The sequence below is a fragment of the Saccharothrix espanaensis DSM 44229 genome (assembly GCF_000328705.1).
GTDB classification, from domain to species: domain Bacteria; phylum Actinomycetota; class Actinomycetes; order Mycobacteriales; family Pseudonocardiaceae; genus Actinosynnema; species Actinosynnema espanaense.
Genome location: NC_019673.1, coordinates 4,930,560 through 4,951,012, shown reverse-complemented (window position 1 = coordinate 4,951,012; position 20,453 = coordinate 4,930,560). Strand labels below are relative to the sequence as shown.

Below are 20,453 nucleotides of genomic sequence, written 5' to 3'. Positions count from 1 at the left end.
TTCCCCAGTGGAAGACCTTGGGTGGATAACCCCTGTCGACAGTTCGACCGAGTGCGGTGATCGGGTCGACCACCCATTCGCCGAAGCGTTTCCAACGTAACATGGAGGCCACGGGTCTGCAATGTTCGGACACCGACAGAGTCGGCACCCGAACGGAGTACCGAAGATTATTCCGGGTGATCGCGAAAAGTGCGGCGCGCGGCCGGGGAGCTCTGGGACAGTGGACCGGTGCAATCATCGGTCACGCGGACGCGCGTTCTCGGAGTGCTCGCCGCGGCGCAGGTGCTCGGCGGGATCGGGGTCGCCACGGGGATCGTGGTCGGCGCCCTCGCGGTGCGCGACCTGTCGGGCTCGGACGCCCTGGCCGGCCTCGCGCAGCCGAGTGCCGTGCTGGGTGCCGCGCTGTTCGCCGTCCCGGCGGGTGTGGTCGCGGCGCGCGCCGGCCGCCGGTTGTCGCTGGCGGCCGCGCACGGGGTCGGGGCGCTGGGCGCCCTCCTCGCCGCGTGCAGCGCCGCCGCCGGCAGTTGGCCGTTCCTGCTCGTGGGTCTGGTCCTGTTCGGCAGCGGGACGACGGCGATCCTCGCGGCCAGGTTCGCCGCCGCCGACGACGCCCCTCCCGGGCGTCGCGCGCGCGACTTGTCGCTGGTCGTCTGGGCCACCACGGTCGGCAGCGTGCTGGGCCCCAACCTCGCCGCACCCGGCCGGTGGGCGGCGTCCGCGCTCGGCCTCGCCCCGGCCGCGGGCCCGTTCCTGGTGTCGGCGCTGGCCTACGGCCTGGCGGCGCTGACCGTCCTGGTCGGCCTGGACCGCCGGGCGCCGGTGGCCGCCACGCCGGTCCGGGGCCCCGGCGCGTGGCGGGCGGTGCGCGGGTCGCGCCCGGCCCTGGTGGCGCTGACGGCCCTGGTGGTCGGCCAGGCGGTGATGTTCGGCGTCATGTCGATGACCCCGGTCCACATGGGGCACGGCGCCGCGTCGCTGACCGCGATCGGCCTGGTGATGAGCCTGCACATCGCCGGGATGTACGCGCTGAGCCCGCTGGTCGGCTGGGCGGCCGACCGGCGCGGACGCCGTGTCGTGCTGGCGGCCGGTGCCGTCCTGCTCACGGTGTCGGGGCTGCTGGTCGCGGGCGCGCACGGGCACGACCTGGTGCTGTTGGCGGTCGGCCTGACCGTGCTCGGCATCGGCTGGTGCTGCGGGCTCGTCGCCGGGTCCGCGCTGCTCGGCGAGTCGGTCCCGGCCGCCTCGCGCGCCACCGTGCAGGGGTTCTCGGACATGGTGATGAACGTCGGCGGCGCGCTGGGCGGCGTGGCGGCCGGCGCGGCGGTCACCGCGTGGGGCTACCGGGGGCTGGGGGTGGCCGCCGCCGTGGTCTCGCTCGCGCTGCTGGGCGTGATCGCCGGGGTCACCTCAGGACCGCCGTCCCGAACCCGTTGAACAGGTGCGCCATGGTCTCCTCGGGGAAGAAGCGCACCGCCGCGCGGTAGACGGGGTCGGAGGGGTCCACCACCGTGAACACGCCGTCGCGGTAGCCGTCCACGACCACCACGTGGCTGCCCTCGTAGAGCGCGCCGCGCACGGAGGCCAGGAAGAAGTCCAGCTCGCCGCGGTCGAACTGCGCCGCCAACTCCCGCACGTCGAGCCGGTGCAGGCGGGCGGCCACCCCGAACGTCCCGAACAGCGCGGCGGAGAACCGGTGGTCGTAGCCGCCGACCATGGTGAACGCGGGGGTGAACCGGGCCTCGTCGCCGCGCTCGACCCGGTCGTCCGGGCGTCGGACCAGCGCGCCGTCCACGCAGGTGTCGGGCTGGGCGACCCGCCGCACGGTGACGTCGAACTCCTGGCCGTGCCCGGTGTACCGGCGGCGCAGCACGTCGGTCGCGCCGTCGACGTGCGCGTCGATCACGTGGCGCACGAACGGGGCGAGCGAGCCGGCCGCGCGCCACTGGTCGCCGAGGAGCCCCTGGTGGGCCAGCACCATCGCCGCGGAGGCCGGGCCGCACATGCGCTTGGCGAGGTCGGGCACCGCCAGCGTGTCGAACTGGCAGACGAACGAGTGCTCGGTGATGCGCGGCGCGTACCGCCCGCCGGGCCAACCCTGTCCCGGCACCTCCGGATCCGGCGTCCCGGTGGTGGGCGGGAGGGGTTCTGCGCTGTTCACGTCCGGGGACTGTAGCGGCCCTGGCCGTGCGGCCGTTCGGCGGCGGGTCGGTCAATTCTTGCTGAATTCTACTTCGTACTTGCGCAGCTAACGGTCGACCGGGTGTCCGGTGGTGTGCCGGAATTGATTTGTCGCAGATGGAGATACCTGGCCGGCACTACACCCCGGTGGTAGGCGCGGAAAGCCACCGTTCAGCGCACCCACCTGCGGACCCCTTCGGTGCCGGGGTTCGGCCGCTCCCTTCTCGATTAATTCAGAAAGCGGGACGAAGATCGTTTACGGGCCGCCGAACGAGTGAATCGCGGGCCTGTTACCAGGGTGGACAATTCGCCTCTCGGCGGACCGCGCGGGCACCTCTGGAAACAGTCGGGTCGCTGGGTATGCTGACTCGCGGACGTGCGTCGGCCCGATCGCCGACGCGGTGTGTCGCATTCTTGGGGGAGAAGATGCTGAGGGTGCACTTCGGCCTCACCGACCTCGCCAGGGTCCGGTTCGGCGGTGCCTTCCCCGAGGACCTGGCCGGGGCCTGCCTGGAGGAGGCGCTCAACCGGGTGCACCCGGACGTCCGGTGGTGTCCGCCGACGCTGCTGGTGAACCGGCACCCGGAGCGGGACGTCCACCTCGACGGCCGCGGCCTCGTGGTCGTCCTGGGTGCCGGGTGCTCGGAACCGACCCTGACCGAGGAGGGCGACCGGCCCGCGACGCTGTGCTGCCCGCTCGGGCCCGCGCCGCGGCCGGACGAGGAGCGGCTCGACGCGCTGACGGGCGTCTTCGGGCGCACCCGGGTGCGCATCCTGCACGCGCTGCGGCAGGAGAGCACCACGTCCGACCTGGCGCAGCGGTTGGCGGTCAGCCCCTCCACCGCCTCCCAGGGCGCGACGGAGCTGCGCAAGGTCGGGCTCATCGCCTCACGCCGCGACGGCGGCGCGGTCCGGCACCGGCTGACCGGTCTGGGCTGGCGGATCCTGACCGAATCGCCCCTGCGGGACGGCTGACCGGTCAGGAGGCTCTCGCGCGTTGCGTGACCACGATGCAGGCGAGCACGACGACGGCGGTGATCGGGACGGCCGGGCTCAGGAGCTCCCCGAGCAGCAGGACGGACCACACGAGCGTCAGCAGCGGCTGGGCGAGCTGGAGCTGGCTCGCCCGGACCACGCCGATGAGCCCCATTCCCCGGTACCACAGGACGAACGAGCCGAACTGCGAGATCGCGGCGATGTAGGCCATCCCGGCGACGGCCTTCACGGTGAGGTGCACCGGTTCCTGCACCAGCGCGACCGCCGACACGGCGAGGTTCACCGGCGCGGCGAGCACGACGCCCCACGCGATCACCCGCCACCCCGGCATGTGCGCCGACAGCCGGCCGCCCTCGGCGTAGCCGGCCGCGCAGACCACCAGCGAGGCGAACAGGTAGAGGTCGGCGACGGTGGGCATGCCGTTGTTCTGCGCCAGGGTGAACCCGATGACGGCCGCCGCGCCGGTCCCCGCCGCGCCCCAGAACAGGGCGGACGGGTAGCGCTTGGTCAGCAGCGCGGAGATCACCGCGGTGGCCATCGGCAGCGCGCCGATCACCACCGCCGAGTGCGCCGTGGACGAGGTTTGCAGCGCGAGCGTCGTCAGCAGCGGGAAGCCGACCGCGCAGCCGCCGGCGACCACGGCGAGCGCGGGCCAGTCGGAGCGCGCCGGGAGCGGGGCGCGGGTGGCCAGCAGTGCCGCGAGCGCGATCAGCGCGGCCAGCACGCCGCGCACGCCGGCGGCGCTCCACGGGCCGAACCCGTCGAGCGCCCACACCGTTCCGGGGAAGCTGAAGGAGAAGGTCAGCACGGCCAGCGAGGCGTAGATGGTGCCTTGGCGCTTCGACAGTGGTGATACTCCGATAGGAGCGGTAGCGCTACTATCCGTTTTCATGGTCCACCGTAGCAGTCAGCAGGAATTGGTCGGCGTTCTCACGCGGTCAACGAGTTTCTTGCCGCAATAGCGCGGATTGCCCGCACCGCGACCTGGTGCGGCTGTCGGGCGCGCGCTACCGCAGCCGGCCCCACGTGGACGGCGGAAAACCCGCGCGTGGCGGGGAATCCGCGCCCGGCGGGGGATCCGCGCACGGCGAGCAGCGCGCCGTCCGACGCCGGGCGCGGTGACCGCACTACGACCCCAGCCGCCTCGCCAACGCCTCGGCGAACCGCGTCGCGCCGGTGTCGGTGAAGGGCAGGTTGAGCGACGGCTCGCAGAGGTCGAGTTCCAGCACCACCGGGCGGCCGTCGTCGTCGCGGATCAGGTCCACCCGCCCGTAGAGCAGGGGCCGCTCGATGCCCAGGTGCGACGCCGCCGCGTCGAGCGCGGCCAGCGCGACCGCCCGCTCCTCGGCGTCGGCCTCGCGCGGCGTGCGGGTGTCCAGCGTCGGCACGTTCACCGTGCCGTCCGGGCTGAGCATCGCGTCCTTGCGGATGGAGTGGCTGAACTCCTCCTCGAAGAAGATCAGGTCGGTCTCCCCGTGCCGGTCGACCGACTCGAAGTAGGGCTGGACCATCACGTGGGCGCCGTTGTCCAGCAGCTTGCCCGCGTACCGGGCGGCCTCCTCCACCAGCGGCCGGGCGAACCGCTGGACGTTCTTGGAGTACGCGCCGATGGTCGGCTTGACCACGACCTCCTTGGCGCCCTGGTGCTCGGCGAGGACCTCGCGCACCACCGGGAGCGGGTCGGTGCCGGGCGCGACGAACCTGGTCGGCACGACCGGCACGCCCCGGGCGGCGAGGTCGGCGACGTAGTGCTTGTCCAGCACCCACCGCGCGATCGCCAGGGGGTTGAGCAGGAGCGTGGCGGCGTCGACTTCCTCGCACCAGGCGAGGAAGTCCGGCAGGCGGTCCACGTAGGTCCACGGCGAGCGTGGCACGACGGCGTCGAACCGCGACCAGTCGACCGAGGTGTCGTACCAGTCGCACACCTCGGGCACCAGGCCCGCCGCCCGGCACGCGTGCAGCAGCGGGGGCATGTCGTGGTCGATGGGCAGGCTGATCTCGTCGGTGACGAGCGCGACGGTCTTCACCAGGGCACCACTTCCCCCATGTGCACGTAGCTGCCGGTCGGCCCGTCGTCGTCGAGCAGGGCCATGCCGACGCCGGTCCGGGCGCCGGTCTGGACGTCGAGGTCGCCCGCGCCGTCGTTCATGTCGGTCTTGGTGTAGCCGGGGTGCACCGAGTTCACCTTGATCGGCGTGTCACGCAGCTCGTAGGCCAGGTGCACGGTCCACGAGTTGACCCCGCTCTTGGACGCGCTGTAGGCGGGCAGCGCCTTGAACGTGTCGCTGTAGGTGTACGACCCGACGTCGCTGTGCCGGGTCAGCGACGCGAGCATGCTGGCGACGTTGACGATGCGGCCGGCCGGCGAGCGGCGGATCAGCGGCAGGAAGGCGATGGTCACCTCGACCACGCCGAACAGGTTGGTGTCGAAGGTTTCCCGCCACTCCCGCAGCGACTGCTCCGACGGCTTCTTGCCGTACTGCTCGACCCGGACGCCCGCGTTGTTGACCAGGATGTCGAGGCTGCCGTGCCGCAGTTCGACCTCCGCCGCGGCGGCGCTGATGCTCTCGGAGCTCGTCACGTCGAGCACGAGCGGTTCGACGTCGAGGCCCTCGCCGCGCAGGGCCCGCGCCGCCCCGGTGACGGCGTCGCGGTCGCGCCCGGAGAGCAGCACGTGGATCCCGTGCCCGGCGAGCTGGCGCGCGATCTCGCGGCCGATCCCGCGGTTGGCCCCGGTGACGAGCGCTGTTTTCGGCTGGTGTGCGGTCAAGTCGGGCTCTTTCCGTTCCGGGGGTGGTCACAGCTCGAACAGGAACTTCGACACCGGCGGTCCGAAGCGCGCGGTGTCGACCAGGAAGGCGTCGTGACCCTGCGGCGATTCCAGCGCCAGGAACCCGACGTCGGCGCTGCCGGCGCTGAGCCCCTCGACGATCTGGCGCTGCTGGCGCAGCGGGAACAGCAGGTCGGTCTGCACGCCGATCACCAGGGCCTTGTCCAGGCGCAGCGCGGCGAGCGCCTCCTCGGCGGTGCCGCCGCACGACTCGCCGAGGTCGAACCAGTCCATGCTGCGGCTGAGGTAGAGGTAGCTGTTCGGGTCGAACCGGCGGGTGAAGCGCTGGGCGTGGCACTCCAGGTAGCGCTCCACCTCGAACTCGGCGCCGAACGGCGCGGTGGCCGGTTCCGGGCCCGGTTCGAAGCCCGGCGCTGAACTCGGTTCTGGGCCCCGTTCTGGGGCCACGCGCGTCCGCCCGAACCGGGTGTCCCACTCGTCGGCCGACCGGTAGGTCATCATGCCCAGCTTGCGGGCCATGAGCATGCCGCGGTCCGGGTAGCTCTCCTCGTCGTAGCGGCCCAGGTCCCAGCGCGGGTCGGTGTGGATGGCCTCGCGCTGGAGGGAGCGCACGGCGATGGAGAACGGCAGCGAGTGGACCGCCGAGGAGATGTTGACGTGGTTGCGGGTCAGCTCGGGGTGCCGGGTCAACAACGCCAGCGCGCTCATGCCGCCCATGGACGCGCCGATGACGCACGCCAGCCGTTCGTAGCCCAGCGCGCGCACCGCCGCGGCCGCCGCGTCCGCGATGTCCTCCACGGACAGGTCGGGGAACCGCAGCCGGTAGGGCTCGCCGGTGGCCGGGTCCGGCGACGGCGGCCCGGTCGAGCCCATGCAGCTGCCCAGCGAGTTGACGCAGACGACGTGCCAGCGGTTGGTGTCGACCGGTTTGCCCGGCCCCACCATCGCCTCCCACCAGCCGGGGGCGGGGTTGTCCGGGTGCGCGGCGACGTGCGCGCTGGGCGAGAGCCCGGTGAGGATCAGCACCGCGTTGTCACCGGCCGGGTTCAGCTCGCCGACCGTCTCGTAGCCGATGCGCGCGCCGTGCAGCACGCCGCCGCGCCTCATCCGGAAGGGCGCGGGCAGGTCGACGAAGCGCGTTGCCGGGGGGACGAACTCTGCCATGCGCCTGCTCCTGTTCCGCTCGGGTGCCCGCTCGGGGTGGGGGTGTCCGATCAGGTGTCGCGCGGGGCCGGCTCCAGCGACGCCAGCCACTCGTCGTCGGACTCCTCGCTCACCCCGTCGAACAGGAACGTGGACAGGTAGCGCTCGCCGGTGTCGGGCAGCATCGCCAGCAGCACGGAGCCCTCCGGCGCGGTCTCGGCCACGCGCAACGCCGTGGCGAGCGTGGCGCCGGCGGAGATGCCCGCGAAGATGCCCTCCTCGACGGCCAGCCGGCGCGCGATGTCGCGCCCCTCGTCCTCGTTGACGGTGATCAGCTCGTCGATGACGGTCCGGTCCAGCAGGCTGGGCACGAAGTTGGGCGACCAGCCCTGGATCTTGTGGACGCTCCACTCCTTGCCGGACAGCACCGCGGCGTTCTCCGGTTCGGTGGCGATGACGCGCACCCCGGGCCGGGCGAGCTTGAGCATCTGGCCCACGCCGGTGAGCGTGCCGGTGGTGCCGAAGCCGGTGACGAAGTAGTCCAGCCGCTTGCCCGCGAAGTCGGCGAGGATCTCCGCCGCGGTGGTCTCCCGGTGGTAGGCGGGGTTGGCCTGGTTGTCGAACTGGTTGGCGCGGAACCAGCCGTACTTCTCGGCCAGCTCGTCCGCCCGGCGGTTGCCGCCCGCGCTGCCCTCGCTGCCGGGGAACAGGATGACCTTGCCGCCGTACGCGCGGATCAGCTTGCGCCGCTCCACCGAGTACGTGTCGCCCATCAGCGCCACGAACTTGTAGCCGCGGGCGGCGGCGACCATCGCCAGCGCGATGCCGACGTTGCCGGAGGTGCACTCGGCGATCGTGTCGCCGGGCTTGAGCAGCCCCTTCTCCTCGGCGTCGAGGATGACGGCCAGCGCCAGCCGGTCCTTGACCGAGCCGCCCGGGTTGAACGACTCGACCTTGACGTAGACCGTGGCGTGGCCGGGGGAGAGCCGGTTGAGCCGGACGATGGGCGTGCGGCCGATGGTGTCGAGGATGCTGTCATAGAGCGGCATGGGGGAACTGTCCTTCGAAGGAGAAGACGGCCGGGCCGGCCAGGGCGATCGGTGCGGACGGGTCGGGCCACTCGACGTGGAGGTCACCGCCCGGGAGGGAGACGACGAGGTCGCGCTTGACGCGCCCCTGCCGGATCAGCACGGCGGCCGCGGCGCACGCGCCGCTGCCGCAGGCCAGGGTCTCGCCCGCGCCGTACTCGAACACGCGCAGGCGGATCCGCTCCGGGGAGACGACCTCGACGAAGCCGACGTTGACCGTCGGCGGGAACAGACCCGAGCCCTGCAGGGCCGGGCCGACGTCGGCGACGGGTGCGGTACCGACGTCGTCGACCTCGATCACGGCGTGCGGGTTGCCGACCGACGCGGCGGCGAAGCTCAGCCTCCTCCCGCCCACCTCGGCCTCGTACCGGTCCTGCTCGGCGTCGAAGCCGGTCAGCGGGACGTCGTCGGGTGCGAACCGCGGCACCGCCAGCACGACCCGGAACCCGCCGTCGTCCAGCACGTCCACCTGGTGGGTGCCGGCCGGGCTGTCGAGCACGAAGCCGGTGCCCGGTGCCAGCCCGGCGCGCACCACCCAGGCCGCGACGCACCGGGCCCCGTTGCCGCACTGCGGGGAGGGGGAGCCGTCGGCGGTCCAGATCCGGTAGGACGCGACGGCGTCCGCGGTGCGCGGGGGCGCGACGCCCAGGACCAGGTCGCAGCCGACCCCGGTGTGCCGGTCCGCCAGCGCGCGGCACAGCTCCGGCGAGGGGTCGGCCGCGTCGCGCAGGTCGAGCACGACGAAGTCGTTGCCGGCACCGTGCATCTTGCTGAACGGCAGGGAGGTCACCGGGCGCCCGCCCGCGCCTCGAAGACGGGCGCGAGCATGTCCAGGATGGTGGCGACCCCCTCGGCGGCGGCCTGGTCGTCCAGCGGCGCGTTGAACTCCGCCACCTCGACGCCGACCAGCCGCTCCGGCGGGATGGCCGCGAAGATCGCCCGGATCTGGGCGGGCGACATCCCGTCCGGCACGACGTAGTCGGCGGGCAGGTACGCCGGGTCCAGCACGTCCCAGTCGATGTGCACCCACACCCGGGCGTCGCCGACGGCCGCCAGGACGTTGGCCGCGGACGCCTCCTCGGGCGGGATGACCCGGACCCCGGCCCGGTCCAGCAGCTCGCGCTCGGCGGCGTCGACGTCGCGGGTCCCGACCAGCACGGCCCGCTCGGGCCGCAGCCCGGAACCGTGCCCGCTGTCCCAGAGCCCGCACGCGGCCGACAGCACCATGCCGCCCAGGTAGCCGGAGTCCGTGGTCTGCGGGGTGTTGAAGTCGCCGTGCGCGTCGATGTAGAGCACCACGGCGTCCGGGTGCTCCCGGGCCACGACCGGCAGCGTGGCCAGGCTCGCCGAGCAGGTGTTGGCGACCATCACCGGCACGTTCCCGGCCCGGAAGCTGGCCTCCACCGCCCGCCGCAGCCCGACCAGCGTGTCCTGCGCCTGGGGCAGGCTCTGGGTCCAGTCGTCCACGACCGCCGGCGCGGGCTCCCCGATGAACTCGCCCTTGACGCCGTAGCGGTCCTCCAGGGCCCGCGCGGTGCGCGCCGCGCCCTCGATCATCCGCGCCGCCCGGTCGGCCACCCGGCCCTGGGACACAACAAGATCAATCATCGACCAGCACTCCCTGTCTGTTGCACCGACTGTCCGTTCCACCGCCGAGTCGACGTCAGGCGCGGCGGAACGTGAACGGGCACCGGTCGGTGCGCTCGGCGTTCTCCTCGATCAGCCCGTACTGCCGCCACTCGAGCTCGCCGTCCGCGTAGGAACCGAGCTGCCACGAGTGCGGCGTGCCGTCGTAGCGCTCGACCCGCTCGCGGATGTTCGCCCGGACCCGCCGGCCGCTGGGCGTGTCGCCGGCGAAGACGTCGAACCGCTCACGCGGGTTGACCACCAGCGCGAAGTGCCCGCCGAGGTTGCGGCTGCGGCGGACCCGGTGCGCCGGGTTGCTCATGTTGACGAACAGCGGCATGCCGTCGAAGCACATGGACCAGCCCTCGGAATCGGGATCGGTGCCGATCCCCTCCGGCCACCCGGCCGGGTCGAGGTCGTGCAGCGCGGAGAGCACCTGCCAGCCGAAAGCGTGGTAGTCGGCCACCGACCGCGCATTCACCGCGGCCGGCCCGAAAACCACGACCAGCGGACTGGCCGAATCGAGCCGGCCGTCCCAGCGGCGGGACAGCTCGACGTACTCCAGCAGCCCGTCGGCCAGGTGCCGGATCCCGTCGCTGCCGGCATCCGGCACGAACAGGAACTGGACGATCTGCTTCCGGAAGGCGTTCTTCGAGAAAACACAGGGGAAATCCGGTTCGGTGAGCCGGTCCGCGATCTCGCCGAAAGCGGTGCGGGACCACCCGCTCGCGTCGTCGCCGACACGCGCCTGGGAGATCAGTTTGGCGTGCTCATTCGTCTTGATCACTGAGGCTTCCATCCGTCAGCACAGGGCGGGCTTTCGTTCGGTCCGACGCGGTCGGCACGGCGCGCACCAGCGCTGCGGGAATCCTCGAAGGAATCCCGCTGCCACTGCGAAGACGTGCGCGGATGCCGTGCGCACCGCGGCGGAGGCGATGAAGCGGACGGTTTCCGCGCAGCCCGAACAGGTCTGCGCGAGCCGGCCGGGAAAGATCAGGTGATCACGGTCTGGCAAAAACGAAAGGACATCCACTACTCCCGACAATCGCGGCGGGACCTCCGCGCTTCAGCACCCAGAAGCTACGACCGGGTACAACGGGATGTCAACCGCGTGGCATAACCGCCGGGCGCGCGGTGGGCCGGTCCGGCGCATTGGCCGTCATCCCAATCCGGTTGGAATTCGGCTATGCGCGAAAGGGTGGCCCGGTCCGGAAGTTTCTGCCGTCGGACCCGGCGAAACGGGCGGGCGGTGCGGATCGCATACCCGCGACCGGGCCGCCGGTGCCGGGAACGTCCGGTCCGAACCCGTTCGGTTGAATCGTCACCGCCGCCGTGACGCTCTGCGGAACGCGGGCTCCGGGAATCGGGTGATGTTGTGTCAACGGTGAATCCGCGGCGATATCGGACGCGGTCGCCGACCCGCGCGGAACAACGCGGTCCCCGGTCGATCTTCGCGCCCCCGTGCGGCGGAAGGTCGACCGGGGACCGCGTGCGGTGTTCCCGGTGACGCCGCTCGACCCGCGCCGGGCGGGACTGCGGCTACCCGAAGGACTGGCCGGTCAGTGGCCGAGCACCAGGCAGGTGGCGGTCGCCGTCTTGGTCGGGTCGCTCTCCGAGGTGGCCTTCAGGGTCACCTTGGTCAGCAGCGGCCCGCCGTCCCGCTTCACGTGCACCGGCACCTGGACCTGCCGGCCGGCCTTGGCCGACGCCAGCGCGTTGGGCACCGAGACCGACCAGCCCCTGCCGTGCGCCTGGGCCGAGACGCGGTAGACGTCGCCGTCGAGGTACTGGGCGACGTCCTCCGGGTGCTCCCCGGCCGGGGTCGCCCCGCGCCCGGTGTTGAACAGCGGGAACTCGCAGGTCGCCACGCCGTCCCGGCCGGTGCGGCCGGCGGTCGGCAGGACCCGCACGCCCCGCTTCTGCGGGCCCGCGCCGTCCAGCGACCGGATCGCGACGGTGTAGGACAGCACGCCCTGGCCGTCGCGCTTGACGTCGAGCACGTAGAAGTGCAGCCGGTTGGCCTGGTCGACGTACTCGTACTCGCTGCCCGAGTCGGTGCCGGCGTGGAACAGCGCGTCCGACAGCTGCCGGTAGTCGCCGACCGTGATCGGCACCTTGCGCCCGTCCGGCAGCACGTAGTCGGTCATGCCGATGTCCTGCGGGTTGGCGTCGACCACCCACGCGAACGGCGCGCGGTCCTCGTTCTTGGTCTTGGCCAGCAGCACGCCCGCGTCCGGCGTGAACGAGTCCGAGCCCATCCGGTCCACGACCTCGACCGTGTAGTTCTGGTAGCCGCCGCCGTCGCACAGCGGGTCGGTCCGGATGTCGCAGGCGGGGGACAGGTCGCCGGTGCCCAGCGCGACGTTGACCCCGGAGAGCCCCGTCGACCCGGCCTGGACGGTCCGCGCGGTGACCTTGGCGACCACCAGGCCGGACTCGTCGAGCGCCTCGCGGGACAGCCGGAGCACGTTGCGCTCGTCCACGATGCCGAGCTTGATCTTGTTGCGCAGCACGTGCTGCGCGCCCATCGACGCGCCCGCCGTCGCCGGGATGACCCAGCGCGAGTGCGGCCCGCCGGGGCCGTTGAACGAGCCTCGGGAGAGCATGTCCCAGATCCCGGTGTACGCGCGGCGCGGCGGGTTGCCGTACGGGTTGTTGTAGTTGTCGCCGATGCCCAGCAGGTGGCTCAGCTCGTGCGCGTACACGCCCTGGCCCGAGCTCTCGGCCTGGGTCGAGGACCCGCCGCCGGCGTTGGGCCAGATGCTGGAGCCCGCCGCCCACGACGTCCAGTCCACGTAACGGGTGCTGGAGGAGTTCGGCAGGGCCGGGTCGGGCGGGCCGAACGCGTCCGGCACGTCCTGCTTGGTCGGGAACTTCATCATCCCGAACTCCTGCCAGGTGCCCGACTCGTCCTGGCCCGCGGACAGGAAGTAGACGAAGTCGAACCCGGCGGGGACCTGGGCCCCGACGTCGGCCACCCAGGCGGCGCGGCCGTCGGTGCGGATGTCGCGGTCGCACCGGTCGCCGGCCGGGCAGTCGGCGGCGGACTGGAACTCCATCGCGTACTCGTGGTCCTTGCCCGGCATGGTGTACGGGCCGAACGAGGCCAGGTCGACGCCGTAGCGCCCGCCCGAGTCCTCCATCCAGTACTCGTGCACGGTGTGGCCGCGGTTGAGCGCGCCGGGCTTGTTGAGGAAGTCGCGGTAGAACTGCGCGACCCCGTCGCGCGGGATGTCGTGGGCCTCGGCGCTGGGGTTGCCGAACACCGTGGACGCCTTCGGCTGGGTCACCACGAACGGCTGGTTCGGGTAGTCCAGCAGCACCAGCGCGCCCTTGAACGTCCGGACCGAGCCCTTGACCGACGGGTCGGCCCAGTTCGTGCCGGGGACCTTCCGGTAGTCGCGCTCCCACGTCATGTGGTCCGGGTTGACCCAGTTCTGCGGGTCGACGGGACCGGGGAAGCCGGCCTGCGCCGCCACCCGCGCGGTGTCCCGGGTCTGCTGCCACGGCTGCTGCTGCGGCCAGTGGTCGTACTGCCAGGGGTGTTCCGGCCCGTCGGGAGGGGCGGCGAGCGCGCCGGCGTTGCCCGCGGTCAGCGCGGCGACCGAGAACAGCGCGGCCACCACGAGCACAGTGCGCCTGTGCCTACGACGAACCCGTGTGTGATACATGCCACCTCCGAGGTGTGATCCACACACGCTAACGGCCGTCAATCGCCCGGTACGGCTCGCGAACCCGTTGTCAGTTGACGGCATTCGCCGCCCACGTCGCGTCAGCTCGGCGGTGACTTCCCGTGACGGCTGACAGGAGGCGGGCGGGACGGCATGCTGGTCGCCGGGTACCGGCGGAGGGGGCGCGGTGGGGGCGGAGAAGTTGTTGGCGGAACGGGATCACGTGCTGGTGTCGTTCGACGGGCCGATCGTCGGACTGCCGGCCGCGCAGGGGTTCGCGGACCGGTTGCGGGTGCTCATCGAGGACGGCGGGCTGCCGCGCGAGGTGGCGCGGACCGATGACCTGTACGTCGTCCTGGCCCACGCGGCGACGATCGGCCCGGCGACCGCGCGGGCGGTCTACGCGCACCTGTGCCGGATGGAGCACGAACTCGTGGCCGTCGCCCGGCTCGTGCCCGGCGTCCGCGAGGCGTTGGCCGCGCTCGTCGCGGCGGGCACCCAGATCACCGTGGTGACCGCGCTGGACGCCGAGGTCGTGCGGGCGTTCCTGGTGCTGCACGGGCTGGCCGAACACGTGCGGCACGTCGTCGGCCGGGCCGGGCCGGACCCCGCCGTGCTGCCGCCGGCCCCGGACCTGATCACGCTGGCGGTGCGCGAGCGCGCGTTCCCGGCCGGGTCGTGCGGGTTCGTCGGTGGTACGCGCGCCGACCTCACGGCCGCCCGTGCGGCGGGCATCGAGGCCGTCCACCTGCACCGCGCGCCGCCGCAGACCCCGGAGGCTTCCTGGTTCGACGCGCTGTCCGCGCCGACCAAGAGCTGACCGCACTGTCCTGGAATCGGGGCCGCGCAAGGGATTGCAGGTCAGCGGCCGGTGCGGCGAGCGGGGCCGTGGTCGTAGCGTGGAGTGGTCACCGAGTGAAGGGGGAGCCATGGCTGTCCGGTTGTTCACGCCCGAGAGCAGCGCGGTCGTGCTCATCGACCACCAGGTCGGCACGATGGGCTGGGTCCGCTCGACGGATCCGGCGCGGCTCAAGCGCAACGCGTTGGCCCTGGCCAAGGCCGCCAAGGCGCTCGACCTGCCGCTGGTGCTGACCACGTCGCTGGAGGAGGAGGTCCAGGGCCCGTTGGCGGAGGAGTTCCGGGAGGTCGCGCCCGAGGAGTACGCCGCCCGCGTCCGGCGCTCGGGAGCGGTCGACGCCATGGAGGACCCCGACTTCGCGGCGGCGGTCGAGGCGACCGGGCGGCGGGACCTGATCGTCGCCGGGGTGACCAACGACGTCTGCACCGTGCACCCCACCGTGACGGCGCTGGAGGCGGGCTACCGGGTGGAGGTCGTCGCGGACGCCGGCGGTTCGACCACCTGGCAGGCCGACGACATCGCCGTGCGCCGGATGGCGGCGGCGGGCGCGGGGATCACCACCACCAACCTGATCCTGACGACGCTCGCCCGGCACTGGGGCTCGCCCGCGGGGCGCAAGCTCCAACCGATCGTCGCCGGACTCATCCCGGCCTGACGCGCTGGTGCCGGTGGTCCCCAGTCCGGTGGTCCCGGTCCGGTGGATCCTCGGTTCGGTGGTCCACAGTGGAGGCGGCGGCGGTCGGGGCGGGGGCGGGCCGGTGTGCTCTAAAGTAGTGGCGTGGCCACGTCACGGGCGGCGGGACGCCTACGCCGGGGTGGCCGCGGGACGTGACGGGGGAGCGGCAGCGTGGGAGCCAAGAAGGCGTCGCGTCGGCCCACCCTCCTCGACGTCGGCCGGCTCGCCGGGACGTCGACGGCGGTCGTCAGCTACGTGCTCAACGGCGGCCCCCGGCCGGTCTCGGACAAGACCCGGATCAAGGTCGAGGAAGCCATCCGGATGCTCGGCTACCGGCGCAACCCGCTGGCCGGGGCGCTCAGCGGCGGCCGGTCCAACCTGATCGGCCTGCTGGTGCCCGACACCGCGAACGCCTTCTACGGCGAGTTGTCGCGCTGCGTCGAGGCGGAGGGGCGTCGCCGGGGGCTGCTCACGCTGCTGGGCAACACCGGTTACGGCTCGTCGCTCGGCGAGGAGTACGGCGAGGCGTTCTCGGAGCTGCGCCCGCGCGGGATCTTCGTGACCACCGGCGAGCGCCCCCGCCAGAACGACGAGACACCGCGCGTCTACCTGCAGTGGGCCGCGCCCGACACGAGTTCGCCGAGCGTGACCTTCAACGACTTCCAAGGCGCGGAACTCGTCGTGCGGCACCTGCTCGACCACGGCTACGAAGACGTGGTGTGCGTTGCCGGCGAGATCGGGGAAGGTCCGGCGGTCGGCCGTGAAGGTGGTTGGCGGCAGGCGATGCGCGATGCCGGGCTGTCCACCCGGGACCGGCTGGTCCGGGCCCCGTTCGACCGGGTCGAGGCGGGCCGGGTGGTGCGGCAGGTGATCGAGAGCGCCGACCGGCCCCGCGCGATCTACGCGACGACCGACGAGCAGGCGCTGGTCACCATCCGCACGGCGACGAGCCTGGGGTTGCGGGTGCCCGACGACCTCGCGGTGGTGGGCTTCGACGGCGTCCGGGAGGCCCGGCTCGGCAGCTTCCCGCTGACCACCGTCAGCCTCCCGTTCGAGCAGTTCGCGGTCCGCGCGTTCGACGCGCTGGACGAGACCTTCTACGAGGGCGGGAACCCCGGCGTGCCGGTGGTGCTGGACGGCGCGCTGAGCATCGGCGTGACGTGCGGGTGCCCGCACCGGGCCGGCTGACGTGGTCGCACCGGACCGGCTGACGTGGGCGCACCAGGCGGCTGACGTGGGCGCGCCGGCCCCGCCGAGGGCGGGCGGGGGGCCGGCGCGACCGGGCACGCCCTACGGCTTGGGCGTGTGCTCGTCGGACCCGTAGTTCGGGCTCAGCGACAGCGCGCTGAAGCGGAACGGGCGGTCGACCCGGGTGAAGCCGAGCGGGCAGTGCCGCACGCCCGCCGGGATGTAGACCGAGCCGCTGGTGGTGACCGTGTGCCGGATGCCCTCGATGTCGAAGTAGATCTCGGCCCCGAGGTCGTCGACGTTCTCCGGGTCGTTGCCGTGCCAGATCAGGACCTCGTCGTAGTCGTGCACGTGCTCCTTGACCCACTGCACCGGCTCGTCGCACGGGTTGATCCACGTGTAGGTCAGGTGGACCTTGCTCTCCGGGACCTCCTGCGAGCGCATCAGGGCGAGCGCCTCGCCCACGTTGTCCGGGTCCGGGATGCCGCTGCCGTCCCCTTCGTTGACGAGGTCGGCCAGGCAGTTCGGCATCTTCCTCACGAACAGGCGCTCGTACGGGCTGGTCATCGTCGTTCGTCCTCCGGGGTGGCTGGCTGGGGGTTCGACCACGACGCTAGCAAGGCTCTAATCGATTAGAAAAGTCACTCAAGTCCCCTTCCCTGCCATCGGTGGCGGACGTACTGTGTGGCCCAGTTCATTCCGGGCCATCCGTCGGAGCGTGATCTAAGCGCTTAGAACTGGCCCTCGCCCGCCACCGAGACCGGAGCCGCCCAGTGTCGCGCAGACCCCCACGCCCCGCGTTCCCCGCCGTGCCGGGCGGCCGCCGCCCCTCCCGGCTGGTCGCCGCCACCGCCGTGCTCGTCGCCGCCGCGCTCGCGGGGTGCGCGCCGCCGGCGCGGTCCGGCGCCGGCGACGGCGACGGCGGCACGCTGCGCATCGCCGCCGCCACCGACGTCGGCGAGACGCTCAACCCCTATGCGAGCAACCAGAGTCCGACCCAGCAGCTGCGCAGCGCGCTGCTCTACGAGGGGTTGACCCGGCTGAGCCCCGAGGGCAAGGTCGAGTGGGCGCTGGCCACCGAGATGACCCCGAACGCCGACCTGACGCGGTGGACGGTCAAGCTGCGCCCCGGCGTGAAGTTCAGCGACGGCAGCGACTTCACCTCCGCCGACGTCGTGGCCAGCATCAAGTACCTGCGCGACCCCGAGCACGCCGCGCAGGGGCTGGCGTTCATCGAGCGGATCGACCCGGCCGCCGTCGAGGCGGTCGACCCGACCACCGTCGAGGTCGGCTTGAGCAAGCCCTTCGGGCCCTTCAAGGAGATCTGGGCGAACATCCTGCTGCCGATGACCAAGGCGGGGTCGGTGCCCGCCGCGCCGATCGGCACCGGACCGTTCTCGGTGCGGACCTTCACCGCCGGGCGGCAGTCGACGCTCGCCCGGTTCGCCGACTACTGGGGCGACAAGCCCAAGGTCGCCGCGGTCGACATCACCGAGTTCCCGAGCCAGCAGGCGCAGGCCAACGCCCTGCTGTCCAACCAGGTCGACATCGCCTCCGGCGCCACCCCGACCATCGCGAAGTCGTTGGGGGACAAGGACGACATCGAGCTGCTCGACAGCAAGGGCGACTACACCCTGCGGATCGGCCTCAACACCGCGGTCGCGCCGTTCGACGACCCCCGGGTGCGCCAGGCGCTGCGCCTGCTCGTCGACCGGGACCAGGTGGTGTCCAACGCTTTCGGCGGCTACGCGCGGGTGGCCAACGACCACGAGGCCGGCACGCCGCAGTGCCCGTCGCCGGAGATCCCCCAGCGCAGGCAGGACGTCGAGCGGGCCAGGGCGCTGCTCGCCGAAGCCGGCCAGAGCACGTTGTCGTTCGCCATCGCGACCGACGGGCTGCTGCCCGGGATGCAGGAACTGGCCCAGGTGTTCGCCGAGAACGCCGCCAAGGCGGGCGTGCGGGTCGAGGTCAAGGTGGTCACCGTGCCGGAGTTCCTGTCGAAGTGGGGCCAGTGGCCGGTGTTCATCGACTTCAACCCCACCCCGTACCTGCCGACCGTGATCGGGACGCTGCTGCCCGGCCGGGTCGGCAACGCGACGCACTGGGACAACCCCGGGTTCGTCGCACTGGCCGACGAGCTCTTCCAGGCCACCGGCCAGGAGCAGTGCTCGATCATGAACCGGATGCACCGCATCGAGAACGAGCAGGGGTCGATGATCACGCCCGCGTTCGTCAACGTGCTGATGCCCTACCGCAGCACCGTCCGCGGTCTGGTGACCGACGTCAGCGGCCGTCCGCTGTCCTTCCTCACCAACGTGACGGTCGGCAGCTGAACCCCACCCCCGCGCGAAGGGCGTCCGGCCCTCCCCGCACGCGAACGAAGGTTGTCATGTCCTCACCGACGACGCGGACACGCGTTCCCCACCCCGGCCCACCGCCGCGCACGACCGCCCGGTGGCTGGCGCACCGGCTCGCGCTCGGCGTGCTCGTGCTGGTCCTGGTGTCGCTGCTGCTCTTCCTGGTCACGCAGGCGCTGCCGGGCGACGTCGCCCGGATCATCCTCGGCAAGGACGCGACCGCCGACCAGGTCGCCGCGCTGCGCCGGCAACTCGGGCTGGACGCCTCGCTGCCCGCGCAGTACTGGAACTGGCTCTCCGGGATGCTCACCGGGCAGATGGGGACGTCGCTGGAGAACGGCGAACCCGTGGCGGACCTGGTCGGGCCGCGGGTGTTCAACTCCTTCACCCTGGGGTTCGCCTCCCTGCTGCTGATCCTGCCGCTGTCCGTGGTCGTCGGCGTCTTCACCGCGCACCGCCGGGACAGCGCGCTGGACAAGGCTTTCGTCGCGGTGTCCTCGCTGTTCACCGCGCTCCCCGCGTTCGTGGTCGGGATGCTGCTGATCGCCTTCTTCGCCACCTCGGTCCTCGGGGTGCTGCCGGGCGTCTCGACCATCCCGCCCGGCGACCTGCCCTGGTGGTACCCGGCGGAACTGGTCCTGCCGATCACCACCCTGACCCTGATGGGCGTCATGTACCTGGGGCGCCTGGTCCGCGCCTCGTTCATCGACGCCATGAACAGCGAGTACGTCCAGATGGCGACGCTGAAGGGGCTCACCGGCCGGCGGATCCTGTTCCGGCACGCCCTGCCCAACGCCGTCGCGGCGAGCCTCCCGGCGGCCGGCCTGGTCGCGGCCGTCACGATCACCGGCGTCGTCGTGGTGGAGTACGTCTACTCCTACCCCGGTCTCGGGACGGCGGTGGTCGGCGCGGTGAACTCGCACGACCTGCCCGTCATGCAGGCGTGCATCCTGATCCTGGCGACGGCGTACTACCTGTTCAACCTCCTCGCGGACGTGTTCGCGGTCGTGGGGAGGTCGCGATGACGGCGACCGTCGAGCGCACTCCCGGCCGTTCGGTGCTGGGCCGCGCCGTGCGCACCGGCCAGGCCCGGCTCGGGCTGGCGCTGCTCGCGGTGGTCGGCCTGCTGGTCGTCCTCGGGCCGTTCCTGGCCCCGCGCGCGCCGGACGCGATCGTGGGGCAGCCGTTGGCCGGTCCGAGCGCGGAGTTCCCGCTGGGCACCGACATCCTCGGCCGCGACGTGCTCAGCCGGCTGCTGCACGGCGGCGTCGACCTGACCTGGATGGCGATCCTGGCCGCCGTGCTCGGCGTCCTGCTCGGCGGACTGGTCGGCCTCACCGCCGCTTACCTCGGCGGAGCGGTCGACACGGTGCTCATGCGCGCCATGGACGTGCTGCTGAGCTTCCCCGAGATCATCTTCGTGCTGCTGTTCGTGTCGATGCTCGGGCGCGGCACGGTGTTGACCGCCGTGCTCGTCGGCGTGGCGTTCGTCCCTGGTGTCTCCCGGGTGCTGCGCGGAGCGGCGCTGCCGGTGATCGGCAGCGAGTACGTGCTGTGGGCCAGGGCGAACGGGCTGCCGCCGGCGCGGATCCTGCTCCGCGAGGTGCTGCCCGGCGTGACCTCGCCGCTGATGGTGGAGGCCGGCATGCGGCTGGTCTGGGCGGTCTCGGCGATCGCGTCGCTGAGCTACCTCGGGTTCGGCATCGCGCCGCCGGCGGCCGACTGGGGCCTGATGGTCGGCGAGAACCAGGACGGGCTGCCCATCGCGCCCCTGCCGGTCCTGGCGCCCATCGCGCTGATCCTGATGATGGCGCTCGGGGGCAACCTGGTCGCCGAGTCCGTCGCGCGGGCGGTCGGTCGCACGGAAGGGAAGGACTGAG

The 20,453-nt window shown here is 72.4% G+C and carries 19 protein-coding genes; 8 read left to right on the top strand and 11 right to left on the bottom strand.

Features of this window, described 5'->3' with window-relative positions; genetic code table 11:
- Positions 1 to 228 precede the first annotated feature (228 nt).
- On the top strand, positions 229 to 1,434 hold the full coding sequence (locus tag BN6_RS21955; protein ID WP_015101926.1) for an MFS transporter: 1,206 nt from the start codon (positions 229 to 231) through the stop codon (positions 1,432 to 1,434).
- Here BN6_RS21955 and BN6_RS21950 read toward each other — a convergent pair.
- Complete coding sequence (locus BN6_RS21950; protein ID WP_015101925.1) at positions 1,403 to 2,158, bottom strand: hypothetical protein; 756 nt, start codon at positions 2,156 to 2,158, stop codon at positions 1,403 to 1,405. The genes BN6_RS21955 and BN6_RS21950 overlap by 32 nt on opposite strands.
- Before the next feature lie 446 nt (positions 2,159 to 2,604).
- On the opposite strand from BN6_RS21950, the gene BN6_RS21945 reads away from it, so the two are divergent.
- Entirely contained in the window at positions 2,605 to 3,153 is a 549-nt protein-coding gene (locus BN6_RS21945; protein ID WP_051075676.1) for an ArsR/SmtB family transcription factor, read from the top strand.
- 4 nt (positions 3,154 to 3,157) lie between these two features.
- Here the strand turns inward: BN6_RS21945 and BN6_RS21940 are convergent, their stop codons facing one another.
- The 9 genes from BN6_RS21940 to BN6_RS21900 form a co-directional block, all read right to left on the bottom strand.
- On the bottom strand, positions 3,158 to 4,066 hold the full coding sequence (locus BN6_RS21940; protein ID WP_015101923.1) for a DMT family transporter: 909 nt from the start codon (positions 4,064 to 4,066) through the stop codon (positions 3,158 to 3,160).
- Between the two features lie 235 nt (positions 4,067 to 4,301).
- Positions 4,302 to 5,201 carry an ATP-grasp domain-containing protein gene (locus BN6_RS21935; RefSeq protein WP_015101922.1) on the bottom strand — a complete coding sequence of 300 codons (900 nt, stop codon included), beginning with the start codon at positions 5,199 to 5,201 and terminating at the stop codon, positions 4,302 to 4,304.
- The gene (locus BN6_RS21930) at positions 5,198 to 5,944 is read right to left on the bottom strand and encodes an SDR family oxidoreductase (protein ID WP_015101921.1); all 747 of its coding nucleotides are present in this window, start codon (positions 5,942 to 5,944) and stop codon (positions 5,198 to 5,200) included. The genes BN6_RS21935 and BN6_RS21930 overlap by 4 nt, the downstream gene beginning before the upstream one ends.
- Positions 5,945 to 5,971: 27 nt before the next feature.
- Positions 5,972 to 7,129 carry a homoserine O-acetyltransferase MetX gene (gene metX / locus BN6_RS21925; protein ID WP_015101920.1) on the bottom strand — a complete coding sequence of 386 codons (1,158 nt, stop codon included), beginning with the start codon at positions 7,127 to 7,129 and terminating at the stop codon, positions 5,972 to 5,974.
- A 50-nt stretch (positions 7,130 to 7,179) separates the two neighbouring features.
- Positions 7,180 to 8,157, bottom strand: a complete 978-nt coding sequence (cysK, locus tag BN6_RS21920; RefSeq protein ID WP_015101919.1) for a cysteine synthase A — start codon at positions 8,155 to 8,157, stop codon at positions 7,180 to 7,182.
- Positions 8,144 to 8,986, bottom strand: a complete 843-nt coding sequence (dapF, locus tag BN6_RS21915) for a diaminopimelate epimerase (RefSeq protein ID WP_015101918.1) — start codon at positions 8,984 to 8,986, stop codon at positions 8,144 to 8,146. Before dapF ends, cysK begins: the two co-directional genes overlap by 14 nt.
- Positions 8,983 to 9,804 (bottom strand): arginase family protein, encoded by an 822-nt coding sequence (locus tag BN6_RS21910; RefSeq protein ID WP_015101917.1) that lies wholly within the window; start codon positions 9,802 to 9,804, stop codon positions 8,983 to 8,985. Before BN6_RS21910 ends, dapF begins: the two co-directional genes overlap by 4 nt.
- Positions 9,805 to 9,859: 55 nt before the next feature.
- Positions 9,860 to 10,609: a YqcI/YcgG family protein gene (locus BN6_RS21905; protein ID WP_231904723.1), complete on the bottom strand. Its 750-nt coding sequence runs from the start codon at positions 10,607 to 10,609 to the stop codon at positions 9,860 to 9,862.
- A 772-nt stretch (positions 10,610 to 11,381) separates the two neighbouring features.
- Positions 11,382 to 13,445: a M6 family metalloprotease domain-containing protein gene (locus BN6_RS21900; RefSeq protein WP_408005248.1), complete on the bottom strand. Its 2,064-nt coding sequence runs from the start codon at positions 13,443 to 13,445 to the stop codon at positions 11,382 to 11,384.
- Between the two features lie 235 nt (positions 13,446 to 13,680).
- Here BN6_RS21900 and BN6_RS21895 point away from each other — a divergent pair, with 235 nt between their 5' ends.
- From BN6_RS21895 to BN6_RS21885, 3 genes are all read left to right on the top strand, one after another.
- Complete coding sequence (locus tag BN6_RS21895) at positions 13,681 to 14,313, top strand: HAD family hydrolase (protein ID WP_015101913.1); 633 nt, start codon at positions 13,681 to 13,683, stop codon at positions 14,311 to 14,313.
- A gap of 109 nt (positions 14,314 to 14,422) precedes the next feature.
- On the top strand, positions 14,423 to 15,007 hold the full coding sequence (locus tag BN6_RS21890; protein ID WP_015101912.1) for an isochorismatase family protein: 585 nt from the start codon (positions 14,423 to 14,425) through the stop codon (positions 15,005 to 15,007).
- A 192-nt stretch (positions 15,008 to 15,199) separates the two neighbouring features.
- Positions 15,200 to 16,216 (top strand): LacI family DNA-binding transcriptional regulator, encoded by a 1,017-nt coding sequence (locus BN6_RS21885; RefSeq protein ID WP_015101911.1) that lies wholly within the window; start codon positions 15,200 to 15,202, stop codon positions 16,214 to 16,216.
- Positions 16,217 to 16,318: 102 nt separating this feature from the next.
- On the opposite strand, the gene BN6_RS21880 is transcribed toward BN6_RS21885, so the two are convergent.
- On the bottom strand, positions 16,319 to 16,783 hold the full coding sequence (locus BN6_RS21880) for a cupin domain-containing protein (protein ID WP_015101910.1): 465 nt from the start codon (positions 16,781 to 16,783) through the stop codon (positions 16,319 to 16,321).
- 206 nt (positions 16,784 to 16,989) lie between these two features.
- On the opposite strand from BN6_RS21880, the gene BN6_RS21875 reads away from it, so the two are divergent.
- The 3 genes from BN6_RS21875 to BN6_RS21865 are packed head-to-tail and all read left to right on the top strand — an operon-like array spanning position 16,990 to position 20,452.
- A complete protein-coding gene (locus tag BN6_RS21875) occupies positions 16,990 to 18,549 on the top strand; it encodes an ABC transporter substrate-binding protein (RefSeq protein ID WP_015101909.1) in 1,560 nt (519 codons plus the stop codon).
- A gap of 56 nt (positions 18,550 to 18,605) precedes the next feature.
- Positions 18,606 to 19,598: an ABC transporter permease gene (locus BN6_RS21870; protein WP_015101908.1), complete on the top strand. Its 993-nt coding sequence runs from the start codon at positions 18,606 to 18,608 to the stop codon at positions 19,596 to 19,598.
- Complete coding sequence (locus tag BN6_RS21865; RefSeq protein ID WP_015101907.1) at positions 19,595 to 20,452, top strand: ABC transporter permease; 858 nt, start codon at positions 19,595 to 19,597, stop codon at positions 20,450 to 20,452. The genes BN6_RS21870 and BN6_RS21865 overlap by 4 nt, the downstream gene beginning before the upstream one ends.
- The last annotated feature ends 1 nt before the right edge of the window (position 20,453 follow it).

What these genes read in the sequence shown, in the direction of transcription:
- BN6_RS21945 (WP_051075676.1), top strand. Translation starts at nt 2,605, where the DNA reads ATGCTGAGGGTGCACTTCGGCCTCACCGACCTCGCCAGGGTCCGGTTC.
- BN6_RS21940 (WP_015101923.1), bottom strand. Translation starts at nt 4,066, where the DNA reads ATGAAAACGGATAGTAGCGCTACCGCTCCTATCGGAGTATCACCACTG.
- metX (WP_015101920.1), bottom strand. Translation starts at nt 7,129, where the DNA reads ATGGCAGAGTTCGTCCCCCCGGCAACGCGCTTCGTCGACCTGCCCGCG.
- cysK (WP_015101919.1), bottom strand. Translation starts at nt 8,157, where the DNA reads ATGCCGCTCTATGACAGCATCCTCGACACCATCGGCCGCACGCCCATC.
- BN6_RS21910 (WP_015101917.1), bottom strand. Translation starts at nt 9,804, where the DNA reads ATGATTGATCTTGTTGTGTCCCAGGGCCGGGTGGCCGACCGGGCGGCG.
- BN6_RS21890 (WP_015101912.1), top strand. Translation starts at nt 14,423, where the DNA reads ATGGCTGTCCGGTTGTTCACGCCCGAGAGCAGCGCGGTCGTGCTCATC.
- BN6_RS21880 (WP_015101910.1), bottom strand. Translation starts at nt 16,783, where the DNA reads ATGACCAGCCCGTACGAGCGCCTGTTCGTGAGGAAGATGCCGAACTGC.
- BN6_RS21870 (WP_015101908.1), top strand. Translation starts at nt 18,606, where the DNA reads ATGTCCTCACCGACGACGCGGACACGCGTTCCCCACCCCGGCCCACCG.
- BN6_RS21865 (WP_015101907.1), top strand. Translation starts at nt 19,595, where the DNA reads ATGACGGCGACCGTCGAGCGCACTCCCGGCCGTTCGGTGCTGGGCCGC.